Genomic DNA, 12,668 nt, shown 5'->3' with positions numbered 1-12,668 from the left:
AAATCTTCTTCTTGGAACTATTACTTTAATTTCTTGTTTATCCTTTAATTCTTTGGCTAAGGGCTTTTGGAAACAACTTTCTGTTCTCTTTGGTCTTATAGTTGGTTACATAATAGCTGTCTTTATGGGCATGGTTGATTTTTCGCCAATTGCCGAGGCAAGCGTGTTTTCTATGCCTAAGTTTATGCCTTTCAAACCGCAATTTAACCTAAGTGCGATTATAGCCATGGTTGTTGTATTTTTGGTATCTGCGGCAGAAACTATTGGAGATACTACTGCAGTTTGTGCTGGTGGTTTGGGTCGTGATATTACTGAAAGAGAAATTCAAGGATCCCTGGCCTGCGATGGTTTCCTAAGTGCGGTTTCTGGTCTTTTCGGATGTACTCCAATCACATCTTTTAGCCAAAACGTTGGTCTTGTAGCAATGACTAAGGTAGTCAACAGATTTACTATAATGGTTGGGGCTCTTACCGTGATTCTTGCGGGCCTTTTCCCTAAGATCGGTGCCTTATTTGCAACTCTTCCAGAACCAGTTCTGGGAGGATGTTCCATAATGATGTTTGGTTCACTCGTGGTAAGTGGTATTGGAATGATCGCTGATTGCGGCTTCAGCCAAAGAAATACTACCATAGCAGCCCTATCCTTGAGTATTGGTATTGGTTTTACCCAAATTCCAGAAATCTACCAACAACTTCCAACTCTCTTTAGAGATGTTTTCTCATCAAACCCTGTAGCTAATGTATTTGTCATAGCTATAATAATGAGTCTTGTTCTTCCAAAAGATAAGGAAGAAAAGCAAAAAGAAAATTAATTTATCTACTCCCAGGTCTTAACTGATTTGGGAGTATTTTTGTGTCCCAAACTATTAATTTATCTTAAAATATGATATATTATTGGTAAATAGTCGTAAGTTTATAGAAAGGAAAGAATATGTACGTAGGCAAAAAAATCAAGAGAGTAGATGCTTTTGACAAGGTCACAGGTAGGGCTAAGTTTACCGAAGACCTCGTTCCAAAAGACGCATACACTGCGAAAATCTACCATTCAACCATAGCACACGGCAAGGTTTTACATATAGATACCACAGAGGCCATGAAGGTTCCTGGCGTTGTCAAGATAGTAACTTGTTTTGACGTGCCAAAGATTCAATTCCCAACAGCAGGCCACCCTTGGTCTACCGAAAAGGACCACCAAGACGTTGCCGACAGGCTCCTTCTTAATGAGCACGTAAGATATTACGGAGACGATGTCGCTGTAGTTATCGCCCGTGACGAAGTAGCTTGTAAACAAGCTCTAAAGAAAATCGTAGTCGAGTATGAGGAGTATCCTGCAAATTTCGATGCCCTAGATTCAATCAAGGACGTCAAGGTTCCAATCCATGAGGAAAGCCCTGACAATATCCTAAAACATACTACAAATAACAGGGGTAACTTCGAAGAGGCCATCAAGGAAGAAGGACTAATCAAGGTGGTTGGAGATTATGAAACACCTATAATTTCCCATGCCCACCTAGAAAACCCGGACGTATATGCCTATGAAAAGTCAGGTAAGATCGTAGTAGTTGCCTCAACCCAAATCCCTCACATCATAAGAAGAGTAGTAGGCCAGGCCCTAGGACTTGGTTGGGGAAAGATTCGAGTTATCAAACCATACATAGGGGGAGGATTCGGCAACAAACAAGATGCCTTGTACGAGCCACTTTGTGCCTTCCTAACAACCCAAGTTGGAGGTCATCCTGTTAAGCTTCTCCCAAGTAGGGAAGAGACCTTCGTTTCAACTAGAACAAGACACGCCATGAAAATTCACATAGAAAGCTATGTCAGAAAAAACGGCGATTATGTAGCAAGAAGGGTAGAGACCTACTCTAATGGAGGAGCCTACGCATCCCACGGCCACTCTATAGCAGCCAAGGGACTAAATTGTTTCCACCAACTCTATCCTTGTGAGAATATCAAGGGAGATGCCTACTCAATCTATACCAACCTTCCAGCAGGAGGAGCCATGAGAGGTTACGGTATCCCTCAAGCCATGTTTGCCTATGAAGCCCACCACGACGATGTGGCAAAGGCCTTAGGCATGGATCCACTAGAGCTTAAGCTTAGAAATGTCATGCCAAAAGGCTATGTAGATCCTTTCTCTCACAATGAAAACTATTACGATTCTTTCAGAGACTGCCTAGAAAAGGGAGCAGAAGCCATTGATTACTACGCTAAGAAGGAAAAATACAAAAACCAAACAGGAAATATCAGATACGGAATAGGTTGTGCTGTCTATTGGTACAACACTGGAGTATTTCCAATATCTCTAGAGTCTTCATCTTGTAGGATGATAGTAAATGAGGATGGGTCTGTTCAAATCCAACTACCTGAGACAGAAATCGGTCAGGGAGCAGATACTGCCTTTACTCAAATGGCAGCAGATTCACTTGGTATGAGGATAGAAGATATCCATATCATATCAACCCAAGATACGGACGTATCTCCATTCGGCCTTGGAGCTTACGCTTCTCGTCAAACCTACATGGCAAGTTTTTCTATCACCAAGACTGCCAAGGAACTTAAGGAAAAAATCCTAGACCAAGCCTATCTACAGACGAGAATTACTCCAAACAATCTCGATATAGTAGATTCAACTATAGTTAGGAAAACTGACGGAAGAAAGCTTCTTACTATGGAAGAACTCGCCACAGAGTCCCTCTACACCCTAAAGACAGAAAACCAACACATCACAGCAGAGACAACCCACACAGTTAGGACCAATGCCTTCTCCTTTGGAGCAAGCTTTGCCGAAGTCAAAGTCGACATAGACCTTGCCAAGGTTGAAGTGGTCAAGCTTATAAATGTTCACGATGCCGGAAATATCATCAATCCACAACTTGCCGAGGCCCAGGCCCACGGAGGAATGAGCATGGCAGTTGGCTTCGCCCTAACAGAAGAGATGAAATACAATGATAAGGGAAGAATCCTAAACAACAACCTCCTAGATTACAAGCTAGGAACAATTGCAGATACTCCAGAGTTTGAAGTTTACTTTATAGAAAACCCTGAACCAACTTCTCCTTACCACACTAAGTCCTTGGGTGAGCCACCAACATGCTCTCCAGCTCCAGCTATAAGAAATGCAGTCCTAAACGCAACTGGTATTTCAGTAAACAAGATTCCTATGACCCCACACGTCCTTTTCCCATTATTTAAGGAAAATGGACTCATAGACAATGATTTATAAGGAGGGATAAATGTACGATATCAAAGAAATAAAAGAAGCTTACTCCATAGGTGAAGCTGTGAGCTTATTAAAAGAAGATCCTGAACTTAAAATCATAGCAGGTGGGACAGATGTTCTAGTAAAGCTAAGAGAGGGATCAATTGAATCACCAAAACTCCTATCAATACACCTCATAGACGACTTAAGTCAAATATCAATAGATGATGAAGGTTCCATAGAAATCGGAGCAATGGCTACCTTCACTCACATAGCAGATCATCCAATCATAAAAGAAAATATAAATCAACTCGGAAAGGCCGTCCTTACAGCAGGAGGACCTCAGCTTAGAAATGCTGCGACAATCGGGGGCAATGTATGTAACGCCGCTCCTTCAGCCGACTCCGCTCCAATGTTATTTTGCCTAGACGCCTTGGTTAATATTGTAAGTGCAGATGGCGAAAGGACAATGCCAATTACAGACTTTTATATAGGTCTGGGCCAAGTTGACCTAAAGCCAAATGAATTTGTCAAAAGCTTTACTATAAAGAAGGAAAACTACGAGGGCTATTCTGGTAAATACTTCAAATACGCCATGAGAAACGCCATGGACATAGCGACAAGTTCTTGTGCGACTATGGTAAAAGTCGGCGATGATGGGAAAATCGAGAAAATCAAGGCCTGCTACGGGGTAGCATCGACAGTTCCTGTAAGAGTCTATAAGGCTGAGGAAGAATTTGTTGGGAAGAAACTTGATGATGAAAACATCACAGCCTTTGCCAAACTTGCCCTAGAAGAACTTTCCCCAAGAGACTCTTGGAGAGCGAGCAAGGCCCTCCGTACCCAAGTCCTTTACGAAATATGTAGGAGAAACCTAGAGGAAAGCCTAGAAGAATACAAAGGAGAAGACGATGAAGACTAAACACTCTAGAGAATACGGTCCATTTGCTCCCAAGAGAGTCAAACTAAGCTATCAAAAGCCTAACTACAAGAGGGTAAAATGCACTATTAATGGAATCCCTGTAGAAAAAATGGTCGACGTAAGGGCAAGCTTAACAGACTTTTTAAGAAATGACTTCGGCCTTACTTCTGTAAAAAAGGGCTGTGAAGTTGGAGAATGTGGGGCTTGTTCTGTCCTAATAGACGGAGAAAGTGTGGACTCTTGTCTTTATCTTGCAATCTGGGCAGAAGGAAAAGATATCTGGACCACAGAAGGACTGGTAGCAGATGACGGTTCGATTTCAATCATTCAACAAGCCTTTATCGACCAAGCGGCAGTCCAATGCGGCTTCTGCACACCAGGCTTTATAGTAACAGCGACAGAAATCGTAGCAAGAGGTAAAAGATACGACAGATCTGAGCTAAGAAGACTCCTTGCAGGAAATATGTGCAGGTGTACAGGCTACGAAAACATCCTAAGAGCTGTGGAAGAAGCCATAGAAATAGAAATCAAGGGAAGGGCAGAAGACTACGAGACAGACCTTGCAGTTGACCCAGACAATACAGGCCACGACCCTATGATCAAGGACTAAATACAAGAACTTAGGCGATGAAGTAGATTAAATTCTACCACCGCCTTTTTTTGGGGAAAATTTAGGAGAATTTAGCAGGGAAGTATAAACATTCACTCGAGCGTCAGTCGAGACATCTCTTACGAAGATATAAAATAATATATCAAACTGTTATTTTTGTATTCCTAGCTTAATAATTTTATAAATAAAGGAAATTTCAATTTCAATCTAGTCCCTTCAAATCCCTCTTTAGCCAAAACAATAATAGAATTTATATTTTCTATAAAAGATTATAATAAAGATGAAAAATAGATAAAATCTGTTATAATAATACCATGGAAAAAATTATAATTACAACAAGTTTTGGCTTGGAGGCTTTAGTCAAGAGGGAACTTATCGACTTAGGCTTTGAGGATTTTTCTGTAAGCGACGGGATGATTACTCTTTCAGGCGAGATTTCTGACATAGGAAAACTAAATATTAATCTTAGATGTGCCGATAGGGTCTATCTCGTCGTAGATGAGTTTAAGGCGACTTCTTTTGATGAGCTTTTTGAAAATATCAAGAAAATCAGCTGGACTGATTATCTAAGGAAGGAAAGTAACTTTATAGTAAACGCCAGGACCTATAAGTCTAAGCTTTTTGCCTTAAGGTCGATCCAGTCTATCACAGAAAAGGCAATTATCGATTCTTTGAGGAGAAAATTTAAGCTTTCGACCTTCCCTAAATCAGGGGAGAGGATAGGAATTGAGGTTATGGTCAATAGAAATATTGCCACAGTTACAATAGACACTTCAGGCGAAGGCCTTCACAAGAGAGGCTATAGGGAAGATTCTGTCAAGGCTCCCCTTAGGGAAAATCTTGCAGCAGCCCTAGTAGATCTTTCCTTCTATAATCCTGATAGGTTCCTCCTTGATCCCTTCTGCGGATCTGGGACAATCCTAATAGAGGCAGCGAGGAAGGCTCGTAACATCGCCCCAGGTATTGATAGGGACTTCGACTTTAAGCATTTCGTCTTTATGGATTCTAGTATCTACGAGAATGAAAAGAAAGAAGCCTTGGGGAGGATCGATTATTCTACTAAGCTTCATATCCTAGGCTCTGATATATCTGGTAGGGCCATAAGCCTTGCCAAGAACAACGCCATAAATGCTGGTGTTGAGGAAGACATAGCCTTTGTCAAAAGAGATGCAGGTTCTGTTGCCGTATCAAGGGACGACTACGGTGTATTGATAGCCAATCCTCCCTACGGTCTGAGGTTATCAGATACGGATTTGGGAGATATTTATAAGAAGATAAATAATAAGTTTATGAAGCTTGATACCTGGTCCTTGTATTTTGTAACAGCTGATGAGAAATTTGATAGAAACTTTAGAAGGAAGCTTTCCAAGAAGAGAAAGCTCTACAACGGTGGTGAGAAGGTAGATTACTACCAGTATTTTGGCCCAAGGCCAAAGAATTAGGAGGATATTATTACAGACAATAAGAAAAACAACAAGACCTGGCCTCTTGTCGTACTAGGAATAATAGGTATTTATTTGATAGTGACTGTTATATTTTCTTTTATAACCCTACCAAATACCTATATAAATGGAAAGAGTGTTTCATTTGCTTCAAGAGAGTCCGCCCTAGAAGCTGTTGGAGATGATTTTACTTTAGAAGTTAAGGGAAGAGATGATAGGAATTTCGTCCTAAATTCTAAGGATATCGCCTACGATGCGAAGATTCCACAAAATGCATCCATCGATCAAAATCCTTTTGCTTGGCCAATCTATCTTGTAAATGGCAAGAAGGATGATTTAGAATTTGATTATAATATAAAGTATGATGAGGCAAAGCTAGATGAACTTTTAAAGGAATCTCCACTTTTTACTAATGTAACAGAGCCAGAAGATGCAAGTCTTGTCTTTCATGATGGTTCATTTGACGTAAAAGATGCGGTAATGGGTAACAAACTCGACTACGCCAAGGTTAAAGATCAAATAGTTAAGGCAATTAATTCTGACCATGGTGATATTGAGCTTACTGATGAAGACTATCAAAATCCAGAAGTCCTTTCAGACTCTAAGGAGCTTAACGAACTTAAGGAAGATGCTAAAAAAATCGAAGCTATGAATATCAAGTTTAATTTTAACGGCTTTGATATAGGCCTTAAGGGAGATGAGCTTGTAGATATGCTAGTCCAAAAGGGCAAGGTCTTCGAGCTTGATTATGATAAGCTTCTTGCCTTTATGGGAGAAGTTGCTGATAAGACTGACACTTACGGAACTGAAAGAAAGTTTAATGCGACAGGAGTTGGCGAGATTACAGTAAATCCTGGTGTCTATGGTTACTTGCTTGACCAAGCGGCAACAGCCGACGAAGTTCTTAAGCTTTTCAATGAGAGAAAAAGCGGAGAAGTTGAGCCTGTTTATGAAAGATACGGCTATGAAAGAACAGCCGACGGGACAGATATTGGAAATACCTATATAGAAGTAGACATCTCCCGCCAATACCTCTGGTTTTACAAAAATGGCGAGCTTGTAATAGAAAGCCCACTTGTAACAGGACTTACATCACCAGGATGGGAGACTAATGTCGGAGTTGGATCAATCCTATCCAAAGTGCCTAATGCTAAGCTTGAAGGAATCGACTTTACAGGAGAGGCCTACAAGACACCAGTTGATTATTGGATGCCAATAGGCTGGGACGGCGAAGGCTTCCATGATGCCCCATGGAGGGGAGGAGCCTTTGGTGGAGGAATATACTTCTCAAACGGAAGCCACGGTTGTTTGAACCTTCCACCTCATGTAGCCCAAGTGATATTTGAAAATGCAGAAATCCACACACCAGTCATAGTATATGAGTCAAGCACAAACAACTCACCTGCTATGGCCTACTAGGAAGAGAAATGATAAAGATAGAAAACTTAACCTACGTCTATCCGACAGGAGAGGACGAAGAAGAGAAAAAGGCACTCGATAATGTGTCTATAGAAATTAATAAGGGAGACTTCATAGCCATCCTTGGCCACAACGGATCTGGTAAGTCTACCCTGGGTAAGCTCTTAAATGCCCAGATATTTCCAACATCAGGAGATATTTGGGTGGATGATTTAAATAGCAAGGACGAGGATAGGATATGGGATATCAGAGAGAAATGCTCCATGGTATTCCAAAATCCTGACAATCAAATGGTAGCCACAACTGTAGAAGAAGAGGTGGCCTTCGGTCCTGAAAACCTAGCCGTTCCTAACCCAGAGCTTAGAGAAAGAGTTGATTCGGCAATTGATCTTGTGGGAATGACAGACTATAAGAGGAGAAATCCATCCAATCTTTCTGGAGGGCAGAAGCAAAGAGTATCCATAGCAGGAGTTATCGCCATGCTATCAGACTATATAATCTTTGACGAGCCAACAGCCATGCTCGACCCCAAGGGAAGAAAGGATGTAATAAAGCTTGTCAAAGACCTCAACAAAAACTATGGCAAGACAATAATCTACATCACCCACTATATGGAAGAAGCAGTCCTTGCAGATAAGATCGTAGTTCTAGATAGCGGCAAGAAGGCCCTAGAAGGCACTGCCAGAGAAGTCTTCTCCAAGGTAGATCAGATGAAAGAGCTAGGCCTTGCTGTTCCCCAGGTAACGGAAGTCGCCTTCGCCCTTAGAAATTCAGGAATCGAGATGGATGAGCTTCCCCTAAATATCGAGGAGTTTTTAGAACTTATATGAAAATTGAACTAAAAAATGTTGATTACATCTACAATGCTGGCCTTCCTTCAGAAGTCTACGCCCTTAAGGATATCAATCTAGAGATCAACTCTCACGAAATCGTAGGTCTTATTGGCCAAACGGGCTCTGGTAAGTCTACCCTGGTCCAACTTCTAAACGGCCTACTCATTCCTACTAATGGAGATTGCATCATAGATGGGATCAACTCAAAAGATAAGAAAAAAAGAAAAGATGCGAGATTTAAGGTAGGTCTAGTTTTCCAATATCCGGAAAACCAACTCTTCGAAGAGACCATAGCCAAGGATATTGCCTTTGGTCCCAAGAACATGGGCCTAAGTGAAGAAGAAATCGATAAGCGTGTAAGAGGAGCTATGGCAAAAGTAGGACTCGACTATGAGACCTACAAGGATAAGTCTCCCTTTGAGCTTTCTGGAGGTCAACAAAGAAGGGTTGCCGTTGCGGGAATTCTTTCCATGAATCCCAAGGTCCTCGTCTTAGACGAACTTACAGCAGGCCTTGATCCAGTTGGTCGCGATGAGATATTTGAAGAAATCATCTCCCTCTACGAGGCCGACCCAGAGCTTTCTATAGTATTAGTAAGCCATTCCATGGAAGATGTGGCAGAGTATGTAGATAGGGTAATTGTGATGAACAAGGGGGAAGTCTACTCAGATAAGTCTACTTATGACACCTTCACTCAAGCAGAACTAAGTAGCATTGGCCTAGACGTGCCACAAATTACTAAGTTTATGAGAGCCTACAAGGAGAAGAATCCAGCAGTAAGAGATGATATCTACACGGTAGACGAAGCCATTTCTGAGCTTAAGAGGGTTCTAGGAGGAAAAGATGGCAAACATTAGCATAGGACAATACCTTCCTTTCGATACTTTTATCCACAGGCTCGACCCTAGGGTAAAGATCGTGGGAGTATTTTTGTATATAATAACAATATTTTTTGTAGATAGCTTCTACGGCTACATTCCCTTTGTGATTTTATTAATAGCCATGCTAGCTGTCGCAAAGATTCCAATAAAGAGCGTCCTTAAGTCCCTAAAGCCCGTGATTTTCATCATAATCATTACAGGACTTATCAACCTAATCACAACACCAGGTAGGGCAGTTTTTGAACTTGGACCTGTCACAATAACAGCTGAGGGAATCTACAGGACAGGCTTTACAGTCCTAAGACTAATCCTAATAATCCTATCGACCTCTGTTTTAACCTACACCACAAGTCCGATGGAGCTAACCTATGGACTAGAAAAGCTCTTCTCACCGCTTAAGAAATTCGGTTTCCCTGCAGGGGAGCTTGCTATGATGATTTCCATATCCCTTCGCTTTATCCCAACCCTCTTTGATGAGGCGCAAAAGATAAGGATGGCCCAAATGGCAAGGGGAGCGGACTTTGAATCTGGTAATATTATTAACAGAGCCGTAAGCATGATCCCTCTTCTAGTCCCACTATTTATTAACTCCTTCAAAAGAAGCGATGACCTCGCCACGGCAATGGAAGCGAGGATGTATAGGATAGGACACGATAGGACTAAGCTTAACGAGATCAATATGGGAAGGGTTGATTGGCTAGTCATTTCCCTATTTACCATATTCTGCACAATAGTAATCGTCCTTCACTTCCTATGATTAGAAATGTACTTCTAGAAACAGCCTACGATGGGACAGACTTCGCAGGCTTTCAATACCAAAAGGACGAAAGAAGTGTAGAAGAAGAGTTAAGAAATGCCATAAGGAAGGTAACGGGAGAGGATAATAGGCTTGTATCTTGCGGAAGGACTGATAGTGGAGTCCACGCCAGAAGCCACTTTGTAAACTTCCTTACAGCGTCTGATATCAATCCTAAGGCCTTTAGCTTTCATATCCAGCCCCATCTTCCTGATGATATCTTGGCTCTTTCTTCTAGGGAAGTTGACCTAGACTTTCATGCGAGATTTTCATGCAAGTCTAAGCTTTATAAGTATGTGATCTACAGGGGAAGGCTCATGCATCCGGTCTACAGGAACTACAAGGAAGAAATATCCTACCCCCTAGACCTTAAGAGTTTGGAAGAAGGTCTTAAGATCCTTGAGGGCGAACATGACTTTAGGCTATTTATGAGAGAGGATAAAAATCTTAAGATAAATACAGTAAGGAAGATCGACGAGGCCTACTTCGAGGAAGAAGGAGATGACCTTGCTATTTATTTTAAGGGAGAATCCTTCCTTCATAACCAGGTAAGGATTATGGTAGGCTCTCTTATAGAGCTTAGCCGAGGAAGGCTTAGCCTTGATGATTACAGGAAGTTTTTTGATAAGGATAATAATAAAAGAGCCAATCCTGCCTTGGGAGCCCAGGGCCTATACTTGTGGAGGGTAGAATTTTGAAAGAGAAAACTTTAAATGAAATAAAGGCCATAAGTCTTTTCGCTTTCCTTATAGGATGTGGATATTACCTAAGAGAAGGGATGGGTATTTACTATCTTATAGTTACAATCCTGTTTGTATATCTGGATTCAATCTTCATCAATAAGGAAGGCTTATTTGTGTCCAAACACATATTCTACTTACTACTTGCGATTTATAATGTAATTAGTCTGGCCTTTATGATACAATATATAAGAGGAGACAAGCTCGACGATATATTTCTCGCATTCCTTAAACCCTTCTTGGGAGCAAATGAGATATACTTCGTAGGACTTATATTAATATTTACAACAGGACTGATTATTAAACAGAACATTATCGGAGCTAATAATGGGAAAGAATAGAAAAAATACGAAAAAAACTGACAAAAAAAGACAAAATATTCTGGGATTTACTAAAAAGAAAATTATAGCTATAGTTGGACTAGTGATAGTCCTTGCCCTTGCCATATATTTTGGAACAAGTAGGAGAAATCCCATCTCAAACAAGCTAGCTACTACTACAGAAATCGACGACAATTCCTACAACCAATCTAGGATTATGCGTGTGGATTTAAACAAGATTAAGACCATAAACTTTGACCTAGGCACATGTGATGTGAGAATTCAAAGATCAAACACCAACCCTTATGTCGAATACACTGTCCTCTACAGGGGAGAGGAAAACTCCTACGATATGGAAGTAAGCTTCAACGAAGGAGAGCTTAAGCTTAAGAACAAGGTTGTCGGCAAGGAACTTTACATGAAGGATAAAATTCCAATAGTTAGAATCTTCCTGCCAATGGAAGGAGGTCTAGATGAGATCAAGGGAAAAATCACTGCAGGTGATGTCAAAATCACAGACCTTGAAGTAAAAAACTTCGACTTAAGACTTGATAGCGGAAATGTGAGTGTAGATAACGCCTACTTCCAGGGAGCAATCTCAAATGGCTCTGGTTCAATCAACCTAAACAAGGCTGAGATTAACAATACCAAGCTTGAAACTACAACAGGCAACATCAACATAGTAGATTCTACCCTTGGAAATAGACTAGACTTCATCACTCAAACAGGGGATATAATTGTAGAAGCAAATAAAACAATCGATAACTACAATGTAAACGCCAAGCTATCAGTAGGAAACTTCGTCCTAGGAAACATATCCTACAGAAATATCAAAGACGGCTACTCCAGCGAAAACGACGGCAAATACAAGATTTCCATGAGAACAAAAATAGGAGATATAATCTTTAACCGTGGTGAGGGAGCAAGCGTAGACAAGGAAGAATACATCACCAACAAGAGCAAATCTTCGAATGAAGAGGAAGAAGAAAAGAAAAAAGATACTGAAAAAGATTCTGAAGAAGATTCGGAAAAAGAAGAAACAAGTGATTCCGATACAGAAGATACTGAAAGTACACAAGAAGATGAAAGCTCGGACTACGAGGGTGGAGATACAGAAGAAGAAAATAATTAGGCTTAGGGCTTAATTATTTTTTTTACAGAAATATGGCCGAGATTAGATCTGTGGAACTTTATTAGCTAGTTCATTATAAAAAAGGCGAAAGACACTGCTAGCTACCGTTTCCTTATCCTAATAGGAATCCTCCTTTATCCCGATCGTTTTCAACCCTTATCCCGACCGAAGCGGAGGGATCTCTTGAGATATTTAGGCTACGACCGTTATGGTGGGAATGGAATATAGACCGAAGTTGAGAAATCCCACACGAGATATCTCGACTCCGCTACGCTCCGCTCGATATAAGGGTGATGTGGGAATCCCGACATTTCCTCCACCTATCAATTATCTGGTCATCCCCTTATCCCGACCTTCTCCTATCCCTTATCC

General features: G+C 41.0%; 12 protein-coding genes. All 12 read left to right on the top strand.

The window, feature by feature from the left end:
* The coding region (locus MRZ08_RS04135; RefSeq protein ID WP_297379576.1) for a solute carrier family 23 protein at positions 1-811 on the top strand (811 nt) is incomplete at its 5' end.
* Positions 812-930: 119 nt separating this feature from the next.
* Positions 931-3,225 carry a xanthine dehydrogenase subunit XdhA gene (xdhA, locus tag MRZ08_RS04130; RefSeq protein WP_297379574.1) on the top strand — a complete coding sequence of 765 codons (2,295 nt, stop codon included), beginning with the start codon at positions 931-933 and terminating at the stop codon, positions 3,223-3,225.
* 10 nt (positions 3,226-3,235) lie between these two features.
* Positions 3,236-4,123: a xanthine dehydrogenase FAD-binding subunit XdhB gene (gene xdhB, locus MRZ08_RS04125; protein ID WP_297379571.1), complete on the top strand. Its 888-nt coding sequence runs from the start codon at positions 3,236-3,238 to the stop codon at positions 4,121-4,123.
* Positions 4,113-4,733 (top strand): xanthine dehydrogenase subunit XdhC, encoded by a 621-nt coding sequence (gene xdhC, locus MRZ08_RS04120; protein ID WP_297379568.1) that lies wholly within the window; start codon positions 4,113-4,115, stop codon positions 4,731-4,733. Before xdhB ends, xdhC begins: the two co-directional genes overlap by 11 nt.
* 314 nt (positions 4,734-5,047) lie before the next feature.
* A complete protein-coding gene (locus MRZ08_RS04115) occupies positions 5,048-6,175 on the top strand; it encodes a class I SAM-dependent RNA methyltransferase (RefSeq protein ID WP_297379566.1) in 1,128 nt (375 codons plus the stop codon).
* Between the two features lie 81 nt (positions 6,176-6,256).
* Complete coding sequence (locus MRZ08_RS04110) at positions 6,257-7,594, top strand: L,D-transpeptidase family protein (RefSeq protein ID WP_297379578.1); 1,338 nt, start codon at positions 6,257-6,259, stop codon at positions 7,592-7,594.
* 8 nt (positions 7,595-7,602) lie between these two features.
* Complete coding sequence (locus MRZ08_RS04105; RefSeq protein ID WP_297379565.1) at positions 7,603-8,424, top strand: energy-coupling factor transporter ATPase; 822 nt, start codon at positions 7,603-7,605, stop codon at positions 8,422-8,424.
* Positions 8,421-9,284, top strand: coding sequence for an energy-coupling factor transporter ATPase (locus MRZ08_RS04100; protein ID WP_297379562.1), 864 nt, complete (start codon positions 8,421-8,423; stop codon positions 9,282-9,284). The genes MRZ08_RS04105 and MRZ08_RS04100 overlap by 4 nt, the downstream gene beginning before the upstream one ends.
* Entirely contained in the window at positions 9,271-10,065 is a 795-nt protein-coding gene (locus MRZ08_RS04095; protein ID WP_297379559.1) for an energy-coupling factor transporter transmembrane component T, read from the top strand. The genes MRZ08_RS04100 and MRZ08_RS04095 overlap by 14 nt, the downstream gene beginning before the upstream one ends.
* On the top strand, positions 10,062-10,802 hold the full coding sequence (gene truA, locus MRZ08_RS04090; protein ID WP_297379556.1) for a tRNA pseudouridine(38-40) synthase TruA: 741 nt from the start codon (positions 10,062-10,064) through the stop codon (positions 10,800-10,802). Before MRZ08_RS04095 ends, truA begins: the two co-directional genes overlap by 4 nt.
* Positions 10,799-11,185, top strand: a complete 387-nt coding sequence (locus MRZ08_RS04085; protein ID WP_297379553.1) for a hypothetical protein — start codon at positions 10,799-10,801, stop codon at positions 11,183-11,185. Before truA ends, MRZ08_RS04085 begins: the two co-directional genes overlap by 4 nt.
* Complete coding sequence (locus MRZ08_RS04080; RefSeq protein WP_297379550.1) at positions 11,172-12,296, top strand: DUF4097 family beta strand repeat-containing protein; 1,125 nt, start codon at positions 11,172-11,174, stop codon at positions 12,294-12,296. The genes MRZ08_RS04085 and MRZ08_RS04080 overlap by 14 nt, the downstream gene beginning before the upstream one ends.
* Positions 12,297-12,668 lie beyond the last annotated feature (372 nt).

The sequence above is a fragment of the Anaerococcus sp. genome, assembly GCF_022770135.1.
Classification (GTDB): Bacteria; Bacillota; Clostridia; order Tissierellales; family Peptoniphilaceae; genus Anaerococcus.
Note: the sequence above shows the minus strand (reverse complement) of the source record. Positions and strands in the feature narration are given on the sequence as shown.

Bases quoted from the DNA above. Each gene is read 5' to 3' on its own strand.
- xdhA (WP_297379574.1), top strand. From the start codon at position 931: ATGTACGTAGGCAAAAAAATCAAGAGAGTAGATGCTTTTGACAAGGTC.
- xdhB (WP_297379571.1), top strand. From the start codon at position 3,236: ATGTACGATATCAAAGAAATAAAAGAAGCTTACTCCATAGGTGAAGCT.
- xdhC (WP_297379568.1), top strand. From the start codon at position 4,113: ATGAAGACTAAACACTCTAGAGAATACGGTCCATTTGCTCCCAAGAGA.
- MRZ08_RS04115 (WP_297379566.1), top strand. From the start codon at position 5,048: ATGGAAAAAATTATAATTACAACAAGTTTTGGCTTGGAGGCTTTAGTC.
- MRZ08_RS04105 (WP_297379565.1), top strand. From the start codon at position 7,603: ATGATAAAGATAGAAAACTTAACCTACGTCTATCCGACAGGAGAGGAC.
- MRZ08_RS04100 (WP_297379562.1), top strand. From the start codon at position 8,421: ATGAAAATTGAACTAAAAAATGTTGATTACATCTACAATGCTGGCCTT.
- MRZ08_RS04095 (WP_297379559.1), top strand. From the start codon at position 9,271: ATGGCAAACATTAGCATAGGACAATACCTTCCTTTCGATACTTTTATC.
- truA (WP_297379556.1), top strand. From the start codon at position 10,062: ATGATTAGAAATGTACTTCTAGAAACAGCCTACGATGGGACAGACTTC.
- MRZ08_RS04080 (WP_297379550.1), top strand. From the start codon at position 11,172: ATGGGAAAGAATAGAAAAAATACGAAAAAAACTGACAAAAAAAGACAA.